The organism is Ectopseudomonas khazarica (genome assembly GCF_004521985.1).
Classification (GTDB): domain Bacteria; phylum Pseudomonadota; class Gammaproteobacteria; order Pseudomonadales; family Pseudomonadaceae; genus Aquipseudomonas; species Aquipseudomonas khazarica.
Window position 1 is genome coordinate 168,678 of the sequence record NZ_SBHZ01000008.1, and the last position, 21,246, is coordinate 189,923.

Genomic DNA, 21,246 nt, shown 5'->3' on the forward strand with positions numbered 1-21,246 from the left:
AATTGCTTGGCAACTCCCCAGCACCTTCGTCAACGTCCAAGGAGGATCGGCCGATGTGGTTCAGCAATACGACCCGAAACCTGGCCAGTGAACTCAACCAGTGGCTCGAGCACCTGCTCAGCCACCGCCAACCGGCAGGCGCCCGCCCGCACCTGCAGCAGCAGCCGCAGTTGCTCGGCAGCCTGGAGCGCCTGCAACGCGACTGGGACGAGCTGCAGCGCATTCGCCAGCACAGCGAGCAGCAGCCTGCCGCGCCCTGCAGCGCCGAGGACTATGCGGCGTTGCAGCGCCGCCTGCTCCAGGCCGAGCAGCAGAGTGCACGGCTGCAGGACGAGTTGCACGCCAGCCAGACGCACAACCAGGGCTTCCTGGAAGAGCGCGCGCACTGGGAGGAAGAACGTCAGGTCTGGGAGCTGACCAAGCGCACCCTGACCGAGGGCTGCTGGGCGATGAACGTGGTCGATGGCGACCCGGACCACCCGCAGAACCTCATCCGCTGGTCCGAGCAGTTCCGCGAACTGATCGGCTACAGCCGCGCCGAGTTTCCCGACGGCTGGGACAGCTACTTCAAGGTGGTCAATCAGGACGACCTGAAAGCCGTGATGCAGGCCTTCAACGCCTCGATGGTGGACAAGAGCGGCGACGGTTTCTACGCCGTGGAGTACCGCATGCAGCACAAGACGCGGGGCGAAGTCTGGTTCCGCGAGCGCGGCCGCTGCCTGCGCGATGCCCAGGGCAAGCTGCTCTACGTCACCGGCGCGGTGCGCGAGATCAGCGACGAGAAAGCCGCCGCGCACATGCACGAGCGTGAGCAGGCCAGCATCCAGGCCACCTACGGGCAGATCGCCCAGGTCGCCGGGGTGATCAAGAGCATCGCCGAACAGACCAATCTGCTGGCCCTCAACGCCGCCATCGAAGCCGCGCGCGCGGGCGAGCAGGGACGCGGCTTCGCGGTGGTCGCCGACGAGGTCCGCAACCTGGCCCGGCGCACCCAGGAATCGGTGCAGCAGATCCAGGGCATGTTGCAGCAGAACCGCTGAAGAACGACCCATTTTCAGGCGTGATGCCCCCTAACTGAACACTAACGGGGCATTTTTTGACCAGCCTTTCCAGCCGTGGCCAGCGTCCCCGGCGCTGGCGCCAGACGGCACTTCTGGCACAAGGATTGCCTATTCTTTTTGGGAATTTTTTATAACTACAGATAAATAAAAGCGTCCGAGCGCCCTTCAACGCACTGCCATGACCGACACCTATTCCAAGAACAGCATCGAGGATTGATAGATGGAAGAGCAGAAGACACCCACTCTGGAGGAGCTACAGGCCCTCATAGAGATGACCAACACCCTGAATATGGAAATATTCTACTGGTGGTGCATCGCCCTGATGATCTGCATTCACGTGGGCTTCCTGTCGTACGAGATCGGTGCGTCGCGCCTGAAGAATGCGCTGGCCGCCGGCGTCAAGAACATCCTCGCCTTCGGCTTCATCGTCCCCAGCGTGTTCCTGCTCGGCTGGGCGGTCTACAACGGCTTCCCGGACGGCATCGTGCCGCGCATGGACGCCATCCTCGCCGGCATGCCCTGGAGCCAGTCCATGGGGCCGAACATCAGCGACAACGCCACCGGTATCTTCTGGGCCGCCTTCGCCATGTTCGCCGCCACCACCGGCTCGATTCTCTCCGGTGCGCTGATCGAACGGACGCGTATGAGCGCCTTCATCATCATGACCATCTTCCTCGGCGGCTTCCTCTGGCTGCTGGCGGCGGCGTGGGGCTGGCACCCGGAAGGCTGGCTGACCGTCAAATGGGGCTTCCATGACGTCGGCGCGGCAGGCTGCGTGCACATGATCGCCGGCTTCTTCACCCTGGCGGTGGTCATGAACCTCGGTGCCCGCATCGGCCGCTTCAACGCCGACGGCAGCGCCAATGCCATCGTCGGCCACAGCATGCCGATGAGCGTGGTCGGCCTGATGCTGATCATCGTCGGCTTCTTCGGCTTCCTCGGCGGCTGCATCATCTACAACTCGGGCGCGCAGTGGATCAACATCTACGGCCAGCCGACCAACCTCTCGGCATTCGCCTTCAACACCCTGATGGGCTTCGCCGGCGGCCTGATCGGCGCCTACCTGACCACCCGCGAGCCGTTCTGGATGATGTCCGGCGGCCTGGTCGGCATCATCTCCGTGGCACCGGGTCTGGATCTCTACCACCCCGGCCTGGCCTACCTGATCGGCATGGCCGTGTCGGCCACCGCGCCGCTGGTCAACAACCTGCTGCTCAAGTTCCGCCTCGACGACGCCGTGGGCGCCTTCGCCGTGCATGGTTTCGGCGGTTTCGCCGGCATCGTCATCAGCGGCATCTTCCTCGCCGGCTACCCGAACGTGAACGGCATGCCACCGATCAGCTTCCTCGGCCAACTCGGCGGCGCCGTGGTCATGGCAGCCCTGGGCTTCATCCCTGGCTACCTGCTGTCCTACGCGTTGAAGAAGGCCGACCTGCTGCGCGTACCGGCACATGCCGAGGAGCGTGGTCTGGACCTGACCGAAGTACCGGCCCAGGCCTACCCGGAATGGACCTCGATGTATGGCCCGAGCACCAGCGTCGGCGGCAGCGAGCCGGCTCCGCTGGCCACCGCCGAGCCGAAATCCGCCTGACTCTTTCCCTAGCCTGGCCGCACACGCGGCCAGGCCCATTGCGAGGAACACAGCATGAGCATCACGACCTACGAAGGCGCCAGCGCCGTATTCACCTTCGCCGACAAGCCCGCGATCCTGGTCTTCATCAGCCTGCTGGTGGCCGGCGTCAGCCTCTACGCGCTGATCGCCACCATGATCCACGAGAAGCACAGCTACGCCCTGCCGGACGAAAAGCTGCCCAAGCTCAAGTAAGCCCCCGGCCGGCGGCGCCCGCCGCCGGCCACCTGCGCCTGCCGCCCCCGGCGGTATGCGCTACCCTCCCCCGCGACATCGACCTTCCCTCTTTTTCGGCAAGGAGCCCACATGCTCGAGCGCCCCTACCTGTTCATCGATGGCCAGTGGCTCGCCGCGCAGAGCGGCGAGCATTTCGACGTATTCGATCCCAGCGACGCCAGCCTGCTGGCCAGGGTTGCCGCCGCCGGCCGCGCCGATGTCGACCTGGCCGTGCGGGCGGCCCGGCGCGCCTTCGACGCGGGCGACTGGCCGCGCCTCGGCGGTCACCAGCGCGCCGCCGTGCTCAGGCGCATCGCCGACGGCATCCGTGCCCGCCAGGACGAACTGGCGCTGCTCGAGGTGCGTGACAACGGCAAGCCACTACCCGAGGCGCAATGGGACATCGCCGACGCCGCCGGCTGCTTCGACTTCTACGCCGAGCTCGCCGCCGACCTGGACGACGACGAGCGCACCGTCCCCCTGGGCGATGCTCGTTTTCGCGCCAGCGTGGTACGCGAACCCGTGGGCGTGGCCGCAGCGGTCATCCCCTGGAACTACCCCCTGCTGATGGCGGCCTGGAAAGTCGCCCCGGCCCTGGCCGCCGGCTGCGCCATGGTCCTCAAGCCTTCTGAACTGACGCCACTGAGCGCCCTGGAACTGGCGGGCATCGCCAACGATGCCGGCCTGCCGCCCGGCGTGCTCAACGTGCTGCCTGGCCTGGGCAGCGAAGCCGGCACGGCGCTGGTGGAACACCCGGGCGTCGACAAGATCGCCTTCACCGGCAGCCTGCCCACCGGCAGCCGGATCATGCAGGCCGCCGCCCGCGAGGTGAAGAACATCAGCCTGGAGCTGGGCGGCAAGTCGCCCTTCATCGTCTTCGCCGACAGCGACATCGAAGCGGCGGTGGAATGGATCATGTTCGGCATCTTCTGGAACCAGGGCCAGGTCTGCTCTGCCACGTCACGCGTGCTGGTGGAACGCGCGCTGTACCCCGATCTGCTGCAGCGCCTGAGCGAGGAAGCGCAGAAGATCCGTATCGGCAACGGTCTGGAGGACGGCGTGCTGCTGGGCCCGCTGGTCAGCGCCGGCCAGCACGCCAAGGTCAGCGCCGCGATCGCCCAGGGCATCGCCGATGGTGCGCGCCTGGTCTGCGGCGGCAAGCCGCCGGCAGGTCTCGAGCAGGGCTGGTTCATGCAGCCGACGGTGTTCGCCGACGTACCGCTGGACTGTGCCCTGTGGCGCGAGGAAATCTTCGGCCCGGTGGTCTGCGTCAACCCCTTCGACAGCGAGGCCGACGCCCTGCGCCTGGCCAACGACAGTGAGTTCGGCCTGGCCGCCGCCGTCATGTCCGCCGACCTCGAACGCTGCGAACGGCTCGCCCGCAGGCTGCAGGTCGGCATCGTCTGGATCAACTGTTCGCAACCGACCTTCAGCGAACTGCCCTGGGGCGGCGTGAAGCGCAGCGGCATCGGCCGCGAACTGGGCGAATGGGGCCTGGACAACTACCTGGAAACCAAGCAGATCACCCGCTACGAAAGCCGTGAGCCCTGGGCCTGGTACCTCACCTCTCAATGAAGGCCTGTCTCTCGATCAGCGCTGACAGTTGCCTTGCTGCCCCCCGGGAGCCACGGCAACTGCTCGACATCTGATCTACACTCGCTCAAAGCGGTGGCCGATTGAGGCAAGGGTTGCTCAACTCTCAGGCCTCCAGAGAATATCCCGCAGGACAAGTGATCGAACGCAGGATGCATTGAGGCAGACCTTGGCCCCTGCTGTCGCACGGTTCGTCTGATCGGTCTGCTCGTAGGTCTAACCCCTAACAGCAGGTGCCTTATGTCATTCCTTGCCGCTGGTTATTCCATTCGCACCCTGCTTTATGCCAGCTATGCCTGCCTCCTGGCGCTGATGCTGCTGATTGCCGGTGTTTCGCTGTATAACCTTGCCTCGGCAGAACAGGATTTCTCCGCTTACGTCAACGGCGTGGAGACGCGCGCAAGACTCGCCAGCAAGGTCAGCGATTCGGTCAAGGAGAGGGCTATTGCGCTGAGAAACCTGGCCCTCAATTTCGAGCCTTCGGAGCGCGAACAACGAAGGGCCTTCATCGCCGAGCATGAAAAGGCCGTAGACGACAGTTTCGCCGCATTGCGCCAGGCAATCACCACACACGCAGACGCCTCTGCCGCCGGGCATGACCTGCTCATGCGCATCGAAGAAGTTGAAGGGCGCTACAGCAAAGTTGCCTTCACCATCGCAGAACACCTGTTCAATGGCGAAGACACCGAAGCCAAACATCTGGTCAAAGAGCAATGCACCCCGCTTCTCGAAGAGTTGACCCAACTGATCGCGGGATACCTTGAGCATACCAACGAGATGGCCAAGCAGCGTATGGCGGCCAACGAGGCTCACTACCTGAGCCAACGCAACACGCTCATCGCCATTACCATAGCCAGCTTCCTCGTCGCGGCCATTCTCGGCCACCTGATAAGCCGCCATCTTCTGCGCTCCCTGGGTGCTGAACCAAGTGACCTCAACCGTATCGCCCAACGGGTTGCCGAAGGCGATCTGCGTATGATGGAAGCAGCAGTCGACAGCGCCGAGAACAGCGTACTCAGCGCATTGCAGCGCATGCAGCAGAACCTGCGCCAGGTCACGCAAGGCATCGACAACTCATCACGCACCGTCGCCCATTCCAGCCAGGAACTGAGTGAATCGAGCCTGCGCAATGCAGAAGGCGTGGCACAGGCTCAGCGCGAAGTGGAACAGATCGTCACGGCCATACACGAAATGGCCACCACTGTTCAGGACGTGGCGCGTAGCGCCGAATCTGCGGCACAGGCCGCCAGCGAAGCAGATGAAGCGGCCGTGCAAAGTCAACAGAAGGCTGGGCAAGCCGTGAACCTGATTGGCGAGCTGGCGCAGGTCATCAACAACTCCAGCGAGGCCATGGGACGCCTGAAAACCGAGAGCAGCAACATCGGCGGCGTGCTCGACGTGATCAAATCAGTGGCAGACCAGACCAACCTGCTGGCACTCAACGCCGCGATCGAAGCCGCACGTGCAGGCGAGGCCGGCCGTGGTTTCGCCGTCGTCGCGGACGAGGTGCGCAGCCTGGCACGGCGCACACAGGAAGCCACCACCGAAATCGAGGGTCTCATCGTAAGCCTGCAGAAGATCGCCGATGAGACTGCCCACTACATGGAACGCTGCCGGGGCTCGAGTACACAGTCGGTTTCCGGCGTATCCGAGGCAGGTCAGGCGGTCGCCCGAATCGTCGCCATGATCGAGCGCATCAATGGCATGAATCAGCAGATTGCCACGGCGGCAGAACAGCAGACAGCCGTCGCCGAGGAAATAAGCCGTAGCATCGTCTCGGTACGTGACAGCACGGAGCAATCTGCCTCTGCCTTCCAGCATGCGCAGCAGGAAAGCGAAAGTCTGGCCCGCACCAGCGAGGCGCTGCGCGAGAACATCGCACGCTTTCAGCTCTGACGCCCAAGAGTGCGGCATGCTGGGCCAAGCATCCGCTCAGCCATGTACTCAGGCCAGTGGTGCGGGGGTGAACAGCTTCAGCCCGACGATACCGGCGATGATCATCAGCAGGCACAGGCTGCGCAACAGGTTGAGGCTTTCACCGAGGAACATCGCACCATAGGCCACCGTGCCCAGGGTGCCGATACCGACCCACACCGCATACGCCAGGCCGAGTGGCAGCACGCGCACGGACAGGCTCAGCAGGTAGATGCTGAGCAGCAGGAAGAAGCCGCAATACAGGCTCGGCCATAAGCGTGTGAAACCATCGGTGCGCGGGATGATCGAGGCGTAGAACACCTCGCACAGCCCCGCCAGCAGCAGAAATCCCCAGCCATTCAACCAGGCCATGATGCGCTCCTTGTGCGAGCAGGTCGGGCCACCTCCCTGCGGCCCTGCTCCCTTGCCCCTGGACTGCAGTGCCCGCGACGGCTCCCCGTCGCGGGAGCGGCCTCAACCCTTGGCCGTGCGTTTTTTCTTTTCCGGGTCGTCGAACGGCAGGCTGTGGGCGATGGCCTTCACCGCCAGGCTGCCCTTGACCTCCAGCGCCGCACCCTGCTCGGCATATGGCACCTCCATGCGGGCGATGGCCATGGACTTGCCGGACAGCCGCGAATACATGGCGCAGGTGATCACCCCGACCTGCTTGCCCCCGGCCCACAGCGTGTCGCCGGCCTCGGCCGCCTTGTCGCCGTCGAGCAGCACACCGAAGATCCGGAAGCGCTCCTTGCCCTGCAGGCGCCGATGCTCGCTGGCGCCACGGAAATCCCCCTTGGTCGGCGACACGGTGAAGTCCAGCCCCAGCTCCCACAGGGTGTCGCCGGCCGGCTGGTCGGCGAAGGGATACATCTCCGAGTTGTCGTAGGGAAAGAACAGCAGGTAGCTCTCCACCCGCAGCCAGTCCAGCGCGGTGAAGGCACAGGGGATGATGCCCAGGTCCCTGCCCTTGTCCAGGATGCTGTCCCAGATCAGCGGCGCGTCGGCGGCCTTGCAGAAGATCTCGTAGCCACGCTCGCCGGTGTAGCCGGTGCGCGAGATCATCACCGGGCGGTCGAACAGCCGGGTCTGCAGGTGATGGAAGTAAGGCAGCTCGCGAATACCCGGCACCTGCTCGGCGAGGAAGTCCACGGCCAGCGGCCCCTGCAGCGAGAGGTCATGCAGGTCGTCGTCGAACAGCACCGCCACCTGCCGGCCCTGGGCCGAGCGCAGCAGCATCTCGTGGCCGTTACCCGAGCCGTGCACCACCATGAAGGCGTTGGGGCCGGTGCGGTAGATCACGCAGTCATCGACGAACTTGCCGGCCTCGTTGAGCATCGTGGCGTAGACGCTCTTGCCCGGATAGACCTTGGAGATATCGCGGCTGGTGGCGTACTCCAGCAGGCTTTCGGCATGCGGGCCGACGTAGTGCACCTTCTTCAGCCCGGACACGTCCATCAGCCCGGCGCGGGTGCGGATCGCCTCGTGCTCGTCGGCCAGGTCACTGGCGTAGGTCCAGGCCGTGCCCATGCCGCTCCAGTCTTCGAGTTGCGAGCCCAGTGCGCGGTGACGCTCGGCAAGGGCGGAAATGCGCCAGGAATTGGCCATGTCTGTTTCTCCTGTTGTTCGTCGTTGGGCCTGCGCACGCAGGGGATGGAATCAGGCGGCCTGGGCCTGCGGGTCGAACTGGCGCAGCCAGTCGACCACCGTCTGCCGATAGCGGGTCAGGCCCTTGTAGTCGGCGATCTCGTCCGGCAGGTCGCGCAGCACGCGGTGCAGGCGGCAGGCCCAGGCCGGGTTGCTGGCCAGTTGTTCCAGGCTGATCAGGTAGGTGCGGATGCCGAACAGCAGCGCATTGCTGCGCGGCAGGCGCGGCATGAACTGCAGCTCCACGCGCAGGTGCACCAGGCGCGCGACGTTCTCCGCCGTCACCAGGCCGCGCTCGTGCCCCCACTCGTGGAAAGTCTCCGAGGAGGTGTCCATGCGCGGGTTGATGGTCATGGTCCAGTTCAGCCGGCGCACCGGCTGGCCGACCTGGATGTTCAGCAGGTACTTCAGCGCCCGCTCGAACACCCCGAGCTGATGCGCCACACCGGGCACCGGCGCGTGCCACTGCTTGAAGCTCATGCCGGCGTCGAACTTGATCGACCAGTCCGCCGGGCAGGTGACCATGCCGGCGTCCATGAACAGGTCGCCATCACGCTGGTCGAGCACGGCGAAATCGCCCTGCGCCTGGCGGGTGATGTACTCCAGCGGCTCGAACGGCAGCGTGCTGGCATCGCCGAAGGTGAAGCGCTGTTCGATGCCCAGCGGGCGGTTGATCCACAGCCACTGGTCGCCATCGCGCTGCAGGGCGAAGTGTTCGGGGTAATCGGCCGCCAGATGCTCCATCAGCATCTCCAGACTGTCCCAGGCGGCCTGCGCCATGTGCGGCATCACCAGGCAGCGCTCCGGGTCCTTCTCCAGGACGCAGGCACGCTCGGCCATCTCCGAGACGTAGTGCTCGTCGATGTCGAACCAGTGCTCGAACACCGAGCCCGGCTCACGCGGCGTGGCCGGCTCGATGTTCACCGAGTACATGTAGCTGTCCTCGGGGAACGGAAAGGGAAAGCGGGCAATGGCCTCGGGGCTGTTGCTGAAGGTGAAATCGTCCCGGTAGGTTTCCAGGGGTTTGAGCACGACGGGCATGGCGGATTCCTCAGAGGTCGAGCAGCAGCGTGCCGGAGCAGCCACCACGGGAAACACAGGGCATCAGCGCTGCGCCGCGCTGCTGCTCATCCAGATAGTGATCGCGGTGCTCCACCGCCCCGCTCAGGTAGCGCGTGGTGCACTGCCCGCAAACGCCACCACGGCAGAGGTTGGGCACCTCGACACCGGCGGCCTCCAGCGCCTCGAGCAGGCTGTGGTCACCCGCTACCTGCAGACGCTGGCCGCTGCGCGCCAGCTCGACGGTGAACGGCTCGCCCGGCTCGGGCGCGGCGAAGGCTTCCCAGTGCAGGCGCCCGGCGGACCAGCCGCGACATTCGGCCAGCGTCTTGAGCTCATCGAGCAGGCGCTGAGGGCCGCAGACGTAGAGATGGCTGCCGAGCGGCTTGCCGCTGAACAGCTCGGCGCAGTGCAGGCGCTGGCCGGCGGCCGCGTCGTAACCGCGGAAGCGCTCGCCCAGACGCTCGCGCAGCTCATTGGCATAGGCATCGGTCAGGCCGCTGCGATAGGCGTAGTGCAGCTCGAATGAGGCGCCCTGGCCCTGGAGCTCGCTGAGGTAGGCCATGAACGGGGTGATGCCGATGCCACCGGCCACCAGAATGTGGTGACGTGCCTGCGAATGCAGCGCGAACAGGTTGCTCGGCACGCCTATCTGCAGCCGGTCACCGACCCGGACCCGCTCATGCAGGTAGCGAGATCCCCCACGCGAGTCATCCTGCAGGCGCACCGCGATGCGGTAGGTACCTCGGTCGCGCGGGTCGCTCAGCAGCGAATAGGCGTTGCGCAACGTGCGCCCCTCGGTCGGCAACACGACCTGCACGTGGCTGCCGCAGGAAAAGCCCGGCAGGCTGCCGTCGAGCGCGGCGAAGGTGAATTCGCGCACCACCGGCGTCAGCTGGCGCACCGCGGTGACCTGTACCTCCAGCATCGCGCTCATGCCTGCCGCTCCCCGGCTTGCGCCTGCTCGTAGGGCCGATCCGGATCGAGGCACACCCCCATGTAGGCCCCCAGGCGCTGGGAGAAATGCTCGCGCACGAACAGCTTCACCCCGCAGTGCCTGCAGCTGCACTCGGTTTCGCTGCCGATATCCTGCATCTCGCTGCAGTGCACGCAGTACAGGCGCCGCCGCTCACCCAGCTTGAACAGTTCGATCTCGTCGGCCAGCAGGCCGGCATGCCGAGCCAGGCGACAGACATGCCAGAGAAAGGCCTCGTCACCGGCCACCTGCAGGCGCGTTCCTGCCGGAGCCTGCTCCAGCAGCATCTGCAGGCGCAGGAACAGCGCCTCGGTGCTTGGCAGGCACTCCTGCTGCTCGGCAGCGGCGAGTTCGCCATGCAGGGTGAGCAGCCGCATCGGCCCCGGTTGATCGAGCAGGCCGCCGGCGCGGCTGGCATCCTGAGCCACCAGCAGACGCAGACTGGCCGGCGTCGGCGTGGCGGTCGCGGCGTAGCGCGGGGTGCTGAACAGCGGTTCAGCGCTGGAACTGGTCATCGAAAGTCCTCCTGGGTGACAGCAAGACGGGGGTCGAAGCGCCTCGGTTAAATTCCCGATGGGAACTTTTTGTTCTCAACAGGAAAGCATGGACCATGCCATGTCCACGCAACCTGCGGCGCATCGGGGCCCAGGCAGAACAAGCCCCCCGCAGCGCCTGGCAACGCTGCACAAGCGGGGAGCAGCGCGCGCCGGCACGGCGCATCCGCAGACTTTCTGAAACATCGCCTTCATCGGTGAAGAACGCCCGGGCCGGCTGCCGCCGTGCACCTCGATGGCTTCGGCCGCCCTGCCCGACTGGCACTTGACCCTGTAGCGACTACAGGCCATAGAGTCGCCAGCTCATCCCCGCCAAGGACTCGCCATGCACCTACTGGACGCACGCATCCCGCCGCCACTGATCGCCCTGCTGTTCGCCCTGCTCATGTGGCTGGCCGCCCCGCTCCTGCCCGGCATCGACCTGGCTACCTCCTGGCGGGTGGCGGGCGCCCTGCCAGTGCTGCTGCTCGGCGCGGCCACCTGCCTGCTTGGCATACGCTCCTTCGGCAACGCCCGCACCACCGTCAACCCGCTGCGGCCGGGGCAGGCCTCGGCGCTGGTCGTCGGCGGCATCTACCAGTACAGCCGCAACCCGATGTACCTGGGGTTCGCCATCGCACTGCTGGCCTGGGCCGTACTGCTGGCTTCCCCACTGCTCCTGGCGGGCGTGGCGGGGTTCGTGCTGTACATGAACCGCTTCCAGATCCGCCCGGAAGAACGGGCGCTGGCCAGCCTGTTCGGCGACGACTACGCCGCCTACCGACAGCAGGTGCGGCGCTGGCTCTAGTGCGCCGGTGCCACGCAAAAAAGGGCCGCAACGCCTGGCGTTGCGGCCCTTCGGATGGACACTCCGGGGTTCAGTACTGCAGTTGCCCTGGCACCCAGTTGGTGCCGGCCAACGGCACGCGGGCCATGGCCGCGGCCTCCACGGTCAGGGCCACCAGGTCCTCGGGGTCGAGGTTGTGCAGGTGCGACTTGCCGCAGGCACGGGCCATGGTCTGCGCCTCCAGCACCAGCACGCGCAGGTAGTTGGCCAGGCGCCGGCCGGCGGCTACCGGGTCGAGGCGCTTGGCCAGCTCCGGGTCCTGGGTGGTGATGCCGGCCGGGTCCTTGCCGTTCTGCCAGTCGTCGTAGAAGCCCGCCGCCGAATCGATGGCCTTGAGTTCCTCGTCGAGGCGCGGATGGTTGTCCCCCAGGGCGATCAGCGCAGCGGTGCCGATGGCGACCGCATCGGCGCCCATGGCCATGGCCTTGGCCACGTCGGCACCGGTACGGATGCCGCCGGAGACGATCAGTTGCACCTTGCGGTGCATGTCCATCTCCTGCAGCGCCTGCACGGCTTGCGGAATGGCCGACAGGATCGGGATGCCGACATGCTCGATGAACACCTCCTGGGTCGCGGCGGTGCCGCCCTGCATGCCGTCGAGGACGATCACGTCGGCGCCGGCCTTCACCGCCAGCTTGACGTCGTAGTACGGGCGGCTGGCACCGATCTTCACGTAGATGGGCTTCTCCCAGTCGGTGATCTCGCGGATCTCGGCGATCTTGATCGCCAGGTCGTCCGGGCCGGTCCAGTCCGGATGCCGGCAGGCACTGCGCTGGTCGACACCGATCGGCAGGGTGCGCATGCCGGCGACGCGCTCGGTGACCTTCATGCCCAGCAGCATGCCGCCGCCGCCCGGCTTGGCGCCCTGGCCGAGGACGATCTCGATGGCGTCGGCCTTGCGCAGGTCATCGGGGTTCATGCCGTAGCGCGACGGCAGGTACTGATAGACCAGGTGCTGCGACTGGCCGCGCTCCTCCGGGGTCATGCCGCCGTCGCCGGTGGTGGTGCTGGTGCCGGCGATGCTGGCACCACGGCCCAGCGCCTCCTTGGCCTGCGCGGACAGCGCGCCGAAGCTCATGCCGGCGATGGTCACCGGGATCTTCAGGTGGATCGGCCTCTTGGCGAAGCGATTGCCGAGTACCACGTCGGTGCCGCACTTCTCGCGATAGCCCTCCAGCGGATAACGCGACATCGACGCGCCGAGCAGCAGCAGGTCGTCGAAATGCGGCAGCTTGCGCTTGGTGCCACCGCCGCGAATGTCGTAGATGCCGGTTTCCGCAGCACGCTGGATTTCCTGGATGGACAGGCGGTCGAAGGTGGCGGATTCGCGCAGCACCGGGGTGATTTTCTCGCTCATATGCAGTTCCTCGTCGGGCAGGGTGCGCGATCAGTACGCCGAAGCGTTGTCGACCTTGAAGTTGTACAGCTGGCGGGCGGAGCCGTAGCGCTTGAAGCTGGCCGGGTCCTCATCGAAGCCGGCGCGGTTGAGCAGCTCGGCGAGCTCCTCGAGGTGCTCGGCGCGCATGTCCTTCTCGATGCAGTCCGACCCCAGCGACTTCACCGTGCCCTTGACGTAGATGCGTGTCTCGTAGAGCGAATCGCCCAGTGCGTCGCCGGCATCGCCGCATACCACCAGCCGCCCGGCCTGGCCCATGAAGCAGCTCATGTGGCCGATGTTGCCGCCGACCACGATGTCGACGCCCTTCATCGAGATGCCGCAACGTGCGCCGGCATCGCCCTCGATCACCAGTAGGCCGCCATGGGCGGTGGCCCCCGCCGACTGCGAGGCGCTGCCCTTGATGCGGACCATGCCGCTCATCATGTTCTCGGCCACGCCGACGCCGACGTTGCCATGGATGGTGACGCTGGCCTTCTGGTTCATGCCGGCGCAGTAGTAGCCGGCGTGGCCGTCGATATCCACGCTCAGCGACTCGTTCAGGCCCACGGCCAGGTTGTGCTTGCCGCCGGGGTTGCTGACGACCCATTCACGCTCGGTGAGGGTCTTGGCCTGCTCGTGCAGCGCCTGGTTCAGGTCGCGCACCGAGGCGCTGGAAAGGTCGATGGTCTTCATGATGCTGTCTCCCAAAAAGTAGCGAGTCGGGCTCAGGCCGCCGCCAGCGCGCCGGATGCGCGGGAGAACCGCAGCGAGGTACGAGCCGGTACCAGGGGCACGGCAGGCGGATCGCGAGGTTCTGCCGCCGCAAGCGACGGGCGCAGCGGGCGAGGAACGACTCAGGCGCTGCGTTCCCAGATGTACATGGTGGCCGGCTCCGGTTCCCAGACCCTGGCCTTGTCGATACCCGGGAGGCTGGACAGCGCCTGGTATTCCGAAGCCATGGCCACGTAGTCGTCGGTCTCGGCGAGGATCGCCGGCTTGCAGGCGATCGGGTCGCGGATCACCGCGAAGCCGTCGCGCGTGCCGATGGCGAAGGTGAAGAAGCCGTCGAGGTCGACCAGCGAATGGTCGAGCGCCTCCTTCAACGAGTCGCCCTGGCGCAGGCGCCAGGTCAGGTAGCCGGCAGCCACCTCGGTGTCGTTCTCGGTCTCGAACTCGATACCGTGGCGACGCAGTTCCTGGCGCAGGCGGAAGTGGTTGGACAGCGAGCCGTTGTGCACCAGGCACAGGTCCTGGCCGGTGGAGAACGGATGGCTGCCCTCCATGGTCACCGCACTCTCGGTGGCCATGCGGGTATGGCCGATGATGTGGCTGCCCTTCATCTTCGCCAGCGAGAAGCGCTCGGTGATGTCCTTCGGCAAGCCCATGCCCTTGAGGATCTCGATGCTCTGGCCGACGCTCATCACCCGCACGGCAGGCGCCAGTTCGGCCAGCACCGCGCGCACCGCCGCTTCGTCGGCATCGGTCTTGAGCACGGCGGCGCTGGCGTTCTGAAACCACTCCAGCGAGCAGCCCAGGCGCCCTTCCAGTTCGCCCATCAGCCCCTTGAAGTCATGCCCCGCCTCGGTGCTCTGCAGGGTCAGCTTGATCCAGCCCGCCTTCACCTCGTCGCCGTAGATGGCGAAGCCGGCGCTGTCCGGCCCACGGTCAGTCATGGCCAGCAGCATGGGTTCGAAGAGTGCGCCGAGCTGGCTTTCCAGCGCCGGGTTCTTCAGGTACAGACCTACGATTCCACACATAAAGGCAGTCCTCACTTCGTTCGGGAGTTGCAAGCTGCGAGCTGCTAACTGACCGAGTTGATACAGATGTCGTGCAACACCTCGAACCGCTCTTGCGTGCGGCTCGAAGCCCGTGGCTTGCAGCTTCAGAAAAATTCGGTGTAGCGCTCGATCTCCCAGTCGGAGACGTGGCGGCTGTACTCGACCCATTCCATGCGCTTGAGCTTGAGGAACTCGTCGACGACCTGCGGGCCCAGCACCTCGCGGAACAGCGGGTCGGCCTCCAGCGCGTCGCAGGCCTCCTTGAGCGATTGAGGCAGGGTCTTGATGCCCCGTGCGGCAATCGCTTCCAGGCTCAGGTTGTAGAGGTTCTCGTTGCAGGCCGTGCCCGGCTCCAGTTGACGGTCGATGCCATCGAGGCCGGCGGCGATGATCGCGGCGGTGACCAGGTACGGATTGCAGCCCGCATCCGGCAGGCGGAACTCGATGCGCCCATGGGGGATACGCAGCATGGCCGAGCGGTTGTTGTCGCCATAGGCAATGAACGCCGGCGCCCAGGTCGCCCCCGAGAGCGAACGCCCCACCACCAGCCGCTTGTAGGAATTCACCGTCGGCGCCGCGAAGGCGCACAGCGCCGGGCCATGCGCGAGCAGGCCGGCCAGGAAGTGATAGGCGATCTTCGACAGGCCCATGCCGCTGGGGTCGCTGGCGTCGTGGAACAGGTTGCTGTTGCCGGCACTGGCGATCGACAGGTGGAAATGCATGCCGTTGCCGGCGCGGCGCGGGTCCGGCTTGGGCATGAACGAGCAGATCATGCCCAGGTCGTTGGCGATCTCACCGGCGGCCATGCGGAAGAAGGTGAAGCGGTCCGCCGACTCCATGGCATCGCTGTAGGTGTAGTTGATCTCGAACTGGCCGCAGGCATCCTCGTGGTCGATCTGGTAGATGTCGAAGCCGACCGGCTGCAGCGACTCGGTGAGCTTCTCGAGGAAGGCGCGCGAACGCGACAGCCCCTTGTAGTCGTAGCAGGGCTTCTCCAGCTTGTCGCTGGCGTCGACGGAGCAGAGCTTGCCGTCGGCATCGCGGCGGAACAGGCTGAACTCCGGCTCCAGACCGGTATTCAGCGTCCAGCCACGTTCGCTCAGGCGTGCCACCTGCTGCTGCAGCACGTAGCGGGTGTCGTAGGGCCAGGGCTGGCCGTTGACATGACCGATGCACACCACGCGGCCGTAGCCCGGCTGCCAGGGCACCGGCATCAGCGTGGAAAGGTCGCCGCGGGCCATGAAATCCGGGCCGTGCGGCTCCATGCCCATGCCCCAGATGGCGAAACCGGCGAAACCGGCGCCCTCCTCGGCCACCGCCTTGAGGCCCGAGACCGGCACCGACTTGGTCTTGGCCGCACCGTGAATATCGACGAACTGGGCCAGCACATACTTGATGCCATGCTGGTCGATGATTTTCTGGGTTTCGCTGGGCAACATGGGTAAGGCCTCCGGTAGCGTCGCCATTATTCCGCTGGGGAATTTTAATTTCCCCAAAAGAAATGCAAGCAGCTTGCCAACTGGTCATGCCCACGCGAGGCGCCCCGGCAACCCGCGTCTTTCTTCTATCTGCCGAGGAAAAATGCTTTCATAGGAGGAAAGTCACGAACGAAAAACGCACCGAAGCAAGGCAGCCCGCTCATTCCTGGTGCGAACTTTTTATTCACAGAAGAAATAAGCCTGTATGACGACCACTCCGGAAAAACCGCCCCGCCTCAAGCTCGAGCAATACCTGGGCATGCAGATCCGCCGCCAGCGCCAGGCGCAGGAACTGAAGATCGCCGACGTGGCGCGCATCGCCGGAATCAGCCAGGGCATGCTGAGCAAGATCGAGAATGCCCAGGTCTCCACCAGCCTCGACACCCTCAGCCGCCTCTGCGACGTACTGGGCATGCCCATGTCCAAGCTGTTCAGCCAGTACGACCAGCAAGGTGGCAGCGCCCTGCTGGTCAAGGCCGGCGAAGGCCTCGAAGTGGTACGCAGAGGGACCGACAAGGGCCATACCTACCGCCTGCTCAACCACACCCGTGGGCCAAAGAAGAGCTTCGAGGCCTACATGGTGAGCATGGACGACGCCAGCGAGGAATTCCCGACCTTCGCCCACCCCGGCACCGAGTTCCTCCACCTGCTGGAAGGCGAACTGGTCTACCGCCATGGCAACCAGCTCTACCCCATGCAGGCCGGTGACAGCCTGACCTTCGACGGCGAAGTGCCGCACGGCCCGGAGAAGCTGGTGAAGGTGCCGATCCGCCTGCTGTCGATCATGAACTACGGCTCGGACTGAACGCGCAGGCCCGGCACGCGGGCGCCCGTCGCCAATGCTCGCGGACGTCAGTGCGATGATACGAAAGGCGATGGCGTCGCGGGCTCCGGCAATGCGTAGGCCTGCTTCATGCGCTTCACCTCGACGAGCGGCGTGCGCCCGAAGAAGCGCTTGAAGTCGCGGCTGAACTGCGAAGCGCTCTCATAGCCGACCAGATATGCCGTCTTCGCCGCCGTCAGGTCGTTGCGCAGCATCAGCAAGCGCGCCTGGTGCAGGCGCGTCGACTTGAGGTACTGCATGGGCGAGGTGTCGGTGACCTTGCGAAAGTGCAGATGAAAGTTGGGCACGCTCATCTGCGCCTCCCGGGCCAACGCCTCGACATCCAGACGCTCGTGATAGCAGTTGTGGATCTTGTGAATGGCCCGCGTCACCTTGCCGAACTGCCCCTGCTGGGCGATGGCCGCGCGCAGGGTGCCGCCCTGTTCGCCAGAGAGAATGCGGTAGTAGAGCTCGCGCAGCATCGCCGGGCCGAGCACCCTGGCGTCCTCGGGATCGACCATGATCTGCAGAAAACGCAGGGTCGACTGGCGCAACGGCTCATCCATCGGCGAGGCGTACATGCCCATCGGCTGCGCCACGCTCGCGCCCCGCAACTCATCCACCTGCTGGATCAGCTCGCCCGCCAGACCGAAGTCCAGGCGCAGGTACAGCGCCAGCATGGGCTCCGCTTTGCTGGCATCCGTCTCCATGGTGAAGGGCACCGGCACCGAGACCACCAGGTAATGCTGGGCATCGTAGATGTAGACATCCTCACCCAGGTAGCCGCGCTTGCGGCCCTGGCAGAGGATGACGATGCCCGGCTCATAGAGCACCGGCGTGCGTGTCAGCGGCCGATTGCTGCGCAGAAAGCGCACGTCATCCAGCGGGCTCAGGTTGTACCCTTCCTGTGGTGCGAGCTGACTCATCAGCTGCACCATGCGCGCCGTGCTCGGGTCGCTGGGTCTGGTCATGCGTTGCGGCCCCTCCCTGTCGAGGCTCAGCCATCGGTGGAGCGGCTGAGCGCCTCCCATTGCTCGATACTCTCGATCTGGCTCTGCAGCTTGTCACGCACCAGGGCCAGGGCGTCGCTCCCCAGCAGCAGATGAGCGGGCGGCGCGGGGCTGTCGATGATCGTCAGCATGGCCCGCGCCGCCTTCTGCGGGTCACCCAGCTGATGGCCGCTCTTCTCCACACGGGCCTTGCGCACCGGATCGAAGCTCGCATCATAGTCACTGATGCTGCGTGGCGTGCGCTGCATCGAGCGGCCTGCCCAGTCCGTGCGAAACGATCCCGGCGCCACGGCCGTGACATGGATGCCGAAGGGCGCAAGCTCCTTGCTCAGCGTGTCCGAGATGCCCTCCAGGGCAAACTTGCTGCCGCAGTAATAGGCGATGCCCGGCATGGTGATATGACCGCCCATCGAGGTGATGTTGAGGATACGCCCTGCCCTTCGCTGGCGGAAATACGGCAGGAACGCCTTGCTGACCGCGACCGCGCCGAACAGGTTGACGTCGAACTGGCGCCGCATGTCCTCCAGCGAGGATTCCTCCATGATGCCCTCATGCCCGTAGCCGGCATTGTTCACCAGCACGTCCACGGGGCCGTGTTGCGTTTCGACGGCAGCGACCACCGTATCGATGGCCGCGAAATCGGTGACGTCCAGCAGCACCCCGTGGGCTCTTCCGGGCGAAAGCGCCTCGAACGCGACCCGCGCCGCGTCGCTGCGCACGCTACCGACGACGCGGTGCCCCTGAACCAGGGCCTCCTTGGCCAGGGCCTGGCCAAACCCGCTGCTGACACCGGTGATGAAGAGAGTCTTTACTGCGCTCATGGGGCACTCCTGAAGAAATGAGGTGCAACCATGCTAGGAGCGTGAGCGCCTCGGCACGATGCCGGGCAGGATTTCATTATTGCCTGATCCTATCAGCGCGACAGGTACGCTGAAGGCCTCGGGCGAAGAGAAGTGCAGCACCAGCCGACAGCCGGAACGAGATGCCTCGATACCCTCTGGCTCGCCTGCAGCCACACGCACACTGGTCATGTACGCGGCGGCTCAATCGCCTGCCAGGCCTGCCCGGGCGCCATGATCCTGCCGTGGCGAGCGGCCAAAGAAGGCCTTGTAGGCACGACTGAAGGCCGCCTCGGACTCGTAGCCGACCGCAAAACCCACGTCGCCGATGCGGCTGTCCTGGCTGGCCAGGAGGGTCCTGGCCAGCGTCAGTCGCCATTCGTTCTGGTAACGCAAGGGCGCGCGCCCCACCAGTGTGCTGAAACGCTCACAGAAACTGGAGCGTGACATGCCGGCCAGCTTCGCCAGCGCCTCGATCCGCCACTGCTGCCTGGGCTGTTCATGAATGGCCTTGAGCGCACGTGCGATACGGGCGTCGGACAGACCGCCCAGCCACCCCGACGCGGCGCCCTGCTGGACCCAGGTGCGCAGCACGCGGATGACCGTGAGGTCGATCAGCCGCGAGACCATCAGCGCCCCGCCGGGCTGCACGTCACGGGCTTCCAGCAGCATGAAATGCAACAGCCCCTCGGACCACGCAGCGGCCTCGGCCTGCCGGATATGAATCAGCCATGGCAGGGCGAACAACATGGCGCGGAAACTGCCGGCATCGAACCAGAAGCGGCAGATGGCGAGCGTGGCGGGGCCCTCAGCGGTCGTGAGCGTCAGGTCGTCCAGCGCGTGGGGCAGCAGGAACACATCGCCAGGCGCCAGCTGCATGGCCGCCTCCTCGTCACGGCGGATCTGCACCTGCCCCGTCTGCAGCAGGCATACGTGGGCGCTGCCGCACTCCAGCGCCAGGCGTTCGCCCTGCTCAAGCGTGGCGGAATACACGCGGTCGCCGGTCAGGCGTATCTGCGCGAGCACCTGGGACAGCAGGTCTCCGTTGGTGAAGCCTTCCAGCTGCATTTCCGGAAGAATGGTCAAGTGTTCCGGTGAATCGGTCATGTCGGGATGGCGCTGCGTTGACTACTGTAAGCGCACCAGCATAGCCCAGCACGGCGCATGATCTGAAGCGATCAGGCAGCCAAAGGCTTTGCCGATCATCCAACCGGAGGAAGCACCCAATGTTCGGAATCTCCACCCTTGGCTGGGTACATACGCTGAGCAGCCTGCCGGCCATTCCACTGGCTGCGTACATGTTCGCCCGTCACGGCCGCATCCTGCCCCGCTCCGCGCCCGGCATGGCGTACCTGGTGTTCATGCTGCTGGGCGCCGGCTCGGTCTTTCTGATCGCCAGGCAGCCGGTGAGCAACATCATCGCGGCGCTCACCCTCGTCCTGCTGGTGGCAGGCTACGGGGTCGGCCACATCGGCCTGCCGGGACGAGTCGCCGTGTACCTGGAAACCATCCTGCTCAGCGTGACAGCCTTCCTGCTGATGCTGCCGACGCTATCCGAAGTGCTGCGCCGCGTGCCGGACGGCCACCCTCTGGTGACCGACCTGCATTCACCGCTGCTGATCGGCACGCAGCTCGGCCTGCTGCTGGCGCTGGTCATCGGCGTAACGGCGCAGGTGCTGCACCTGCGCCGCCGCGCCTAGCAGTTGGGGGCTGGGGTTTGCAGACAGCGGGCGCCCTGATCTGACCGGGAGGCCATCTGCGCTCGAAAGCTGATTCAGGCGACTGGCTGCTCGCGGCCAAAAGCAGTCATAAGTGTCTACAAATCAAGGGGCCATTCACATAGCGCGCCAAACAAGCGCGCTCGATTCATTAGGCATTTAACGCGTTACGTGCTGCTCCGATAAGGCCTTCCAGCCAGTCCTGATGGCCGTTGATCATCGGATTTGGCTTAGCGCGTGCAAGTTCCAACGCTGGTTCACCCTTCTGGGTTTCCTGAGTCAGTACCCGTACTCGGCCACCAGATAGGTCTTCGACTAGCCAGGCATGATGGACGTCGAGACGGTTCTCGGCCCCTTCTTCACCCGCCCAGCCATGCCATGCAATTCGCCCTGGCTGACCATTGGCCGGCGCAACGTATTCATTGCAGCGTGCCTCGACGGGAAAACCAAAGGTCTCGAAGTAAAAACGTACGCCCTCGGCCAACTGCGGGGCGGCGTTATTGTAGTAACGGACATTTGCCGAATTGGCATAGTAACTAGGCCATTGCGTGGCGATGGCCAGCAGAGGCCAGACCTGTGCGGCACTCAGCCCGAAGACGATGACCTCGTTTGAGGCGAAGTTATCGGTGAAGCCTGGCTCATACCCCTCGGGCCAATGGATGTAATTCATGACGTAGTCCTTTGGGTTGGATGTGGCGCTTGCCACGATTTTGACCAGGGCATGGTGAGCGACGACAATCCATAAGACC

At 65.3% G+C, this 21,246-nt stretch carries 21 protein-coding genes; 8 read left to right on the plus strand and 13 right to left on the minus strand.

Features of this window, described 5'->3' with window-relative positions:
- Positions 1 to 53: 53 nt before the first annotated feature.
- The 5 genes from EPK82_RS25205 to EPK82_RS12680 all read left to right on the plus strand — a co-directional run bounded on the left by EPK82_RS25205 (position 54) and on the right by EPK82_RS12680 (position 6,396).
- A complete protein-coding gene (locus EPK82_RS25205) occupies positions 54 to 1,040 on the plus strand; it encodes a methyl-accepting chemotaxis protein (protein WP_134676784.1) in 987 nt (328 codons plus the stop codon).
- Positions 1,041 to 1,281: 241 nt separating this feature from the next.
- Positions 1,282 to 2,652 (plus strand): ammonium transporter, encoded by a 1,371-nt coding sequence (locus tag EPK82_RS12665; RefSeq protein ID WP_037048171.1) that lies wholly within the window; start codon positions 1,282 to 1,284, stop codon positions 2,650 to 2,652.
- Between the two features lie 54 nt (positions 2,653 to 2,706).
- Entirely contained in the window at positions 2,707 to 2,886 is a 180-nt protein-coding gene (locus tag EPK82_RS12670) for a hypothetical protein (RefSeq protein WP_037048173.1), read from the plus strand.
- A gap of 111 nt (positions 2,887 to 2,997) precedes the next feature.
- The gene (locus EPK82_RS12675) at positions 2,998 to 4,482 is read left to right on the plus strand and encodes an aldehyde dehydrogenase family protein (RefSeq protein ID WP_134676785.1); all 1,485 of its coding nucleotides are present in this window, start codon (positions 2,998 to 3,000) and stop codon (positions 4,480 to 4,482) included.
- A 258-nt stretch (positions 4,483 to 4,740) separates the two neighbouring features.
- A complete protein-coding gene (locus EPK82_RS12680) occupies positions 4,741 to 6,396 on the plus strand; it encodes a methyl-accepting chemotaxis protein (RefSeq protein WP_134676786.1) in 1,656 nt (551 codons plus the stop codon).
- A gap of 48 nt (positions 6,397 to 6,444) precedes the next feature.
- On the opposite strand, the gene EPK82_RS12685 is transcribed toward EPK82_RS12680, so the two are convergent.
- The 5 genes from EPK82_RS12685 to EPK82_RS12705 form a co-directional block, all read right to left on the minus strand.
- A complete protein-coding gene (locus EPK82_RS12685; protein WP_047589437.1) occupies positions 6,445 to 6,786 on the minus strand; it encodes a DMT family transporter in 342 nt (113 codons plus the stop codon).
- Positions 6,787 to 6,888: 102 nt separating this feature from the next.
- The gene (locus EPK82_RS12690) at positions 6,889 to 8,019 is read right to left on the minus strand and encodes an aminomethyltransferase family protein (protein WP_037048188.1); all 1,131 of its coding nucleotides are present in this window, start codon (positions 8,017 to 8,019) and stop codon (positions 6,889 to 6,891) included.
- 51 nt (positions 8,020 to 8,070) lie between these two features.
- Positions 8,071 to 9,099, minus strand: a complete 1,029-nt coding sequence (locus tag EPK82_RS12695; protein ID WP_037048189.1) for a heme-dependent oxidative N-demethylase family protein — start codon at positions 9,097 to 9,099, stop codon at positions 8,071 to 8,073.
- 10 nt (positions 9,100 to 9,109) lie between these two features.
- On the minus strand, positions 9,110 to 10,054 hold the full coding sequence (locus EPK82_RS12700) for a PDR/VanB family oxidoreductase (RefSeq protein ID WP_134676787.1): 945 nt from the start codon (positions 10,052 to 10,054) through the stop codon (positions 9,110 to 9,112).
- Positions 10,051 to 10,608, minus strand: a complete 558-nt coding sequence (locus EPK82_RS12705; RefSeq protein ID WP_134676788.1) for a dimethylamine monooxygenase subunit DmmA family protein — start codon at positions 10,606 to 10,608, stop codon at positions 10,051 to 10,053. Before EPK82_RS12705 ends, EPK82_RS12700 begins: the two co-directional genes overlap by 4 nt.
- Before the next feature lie 364 nt (positions 10,609 to 10,972).
- Between EPK82_RS12705 and EPK82_RS12710 the strand changes: the two genes are divergently transcribed.
- Positions 10,973 to 11,434, plus strand: a complete 462-nt coding sequence (locus EPK82_RS12710; RefSeq protein ID WP_134676789.1) for a methyltransferase family protein — start codon at positions 10,973 to 10,975, stop codon at positions 11,432 to 11,434.
- A 70-nt stretch (positions 11,435 to 11,504) separates the two neighbouring features.
- On the opposite strand, the gene EPK82_RS12715 is transcribed toward EPK82_RS12710, so the two are convergent.
- The 4 genes from EPK82_RS12715 to glnT form a co-directional block, all read right to left on the minus strand.
- Positions 11,505 to 12,830 carry an FMN-binding glutamate synthase family protein gene (locus EPK82_RS12715; RefSeq protein ID WP_134676790.1) on the minus strand — a complete coding sequence of 442 codons (1,326 nt, stop codon included), beginning with the start codon at positions 12,828 to 12,830 and terminating at the stop codon, positions 11,505 to 11,507.
- A gap of 30 nt (positions 12,831 to 12,860) precedes the next feature.
- Positions 12,861 to 13,544: a GltB/FmdC/FwdC-like GXGXG domain-containing protein gene (locus EPK82_RS12720; RefSeq protein ID WP_037048195.1), complete on the minus strand. Its 684-nt coding sequence runs from the start codon at positions 13,542 to 13,544 to the stop codon at positions 12,861 to 12,863.
- Positions 13,545 to 13,705: 161 nt separating this feature from the next.
- Positions 13,706 to 14,608, minus strand: coding sequence for a class II glutamine amidotransferase (locus tag EPK82_RS12725; RefSeq protein ID WP_037048198.1), 903 nt, complete (start codon positions 14,606 to 14,608; stop codon positions 13,706 to 13,708).
- A gap of 125 nt (positions 14,609 to 14,733) precedes the next feature.
- Positions 14,734 to 16,068 carry a type III glutamate--ammonia ligase gene (gene glnT / locus EPK82_RS12730; protein ID WP_037048201.1) on the minus strand — a complete coding sequence of 445 codons (1,335 nt, stop codon included), beginning with the start codon at positions 16,066 to 16,068 and terminating at the stop codon, positions 14,734 to 14,736.
- Between the two features lie 244 nt (positions 16,069 to 16,312).
- Here glnT and EPK82_RS12735 point away from each other — a divergent pair, with 244 nt between their 5' ends.
- Positions 16,313 to 16,912, plus strand: coding sequence for a helix-turn-helix domain-containing protein (locus tag EPK82_RS12735; RefSeq protein ID WP_037048203.1), 600 nt, complete (start codon positions 16,313 to 16,315; stop codon positions 16,910 to 16,912).
- 47 nt (positions 16,913 to 16,959) lie between these two features.
- On the opposite strand, the gene EPK82_RS12740 is transcribed toward EPK82_RS12735, so the two are convergent.
- From EPK82_RS12740 to EPK82_RS12750, 3 genes are all read right to left on the minus strand, one after another.
- Complete coding sequence (locus EPK82_RS12740; protein WP_134676791.1) at positions 16,960 to 17,901, minus strand: AraC family transcriptional regulator; 942 nt, start codon at positions 17,899 to 17,901, stop codon at positions 16,960 to 16,962.
- 26 nt (positions 17,902 to 17,927) lie between these two features.
- Positions 17,928 to 18,761 carry an oxidoreductase gene (locus EPK82_RS12745; RefSeq protein WP_134676792.1) on the minus strand — a complete coding sequence of 278 codons (834 nt, stop codon included), beginning with the start codon at positions 18,759 to 18,761 and terminating at the stop codon, positions 17,928 to 17,930.
- A 222-nt stretch (positions 18,762 to 18,983) separates the two neighbouring features.
- Positions 18,984 to 19,886, minus strand: a complete 903-nt coding sequence (locus tag EPK82_RS12750; RefSeq protein WP_134676793.1) for an AraC family transcriptional regulator — start codon at positions 19,884 to 19,886, stop codon at positions 18,984 to 18,986.
- Between the two features lie 119 nt (positions 19,887 to 20,005).
- Here EPK82_RS12750 and EPK82_RS12755 point away from each other — a divergent pair, with 119 nt between their 5' ends.
- Positions 20,006 to 20,479 carry a hypothetical protein gene (locus EPK82_RS12755; RefSeq protein ID WP_134676794.1) on the plus strand — a complete coding sequence of 158 codons (474 nt, stop codon included), beginning with the start codon at positions 20,006 to 20,008 and terminating at the stop codon, positions 20,477 to 20,479.
- Positions 20,480 to 20,648: 169 nt separating this feature from the next.
- Here EPK82_RS12755 and EPK82_RS12760 read toward each other — a convergent pair whose 3' ends face one another.
- Positions 20,649 to 21,167: an SRPBCC family protein gene (locus EPK82_RS12760; RefSeq protein WP_037057524.1), complete on the minus strand. Its 519-nt coding sequence runs from the start codon at positions 21,165 to 21,167 to the stop codon at positions 20,649 to 20,651.
- Positions 21,168 to 21,246: the final 79 nt, after the last annotated feature.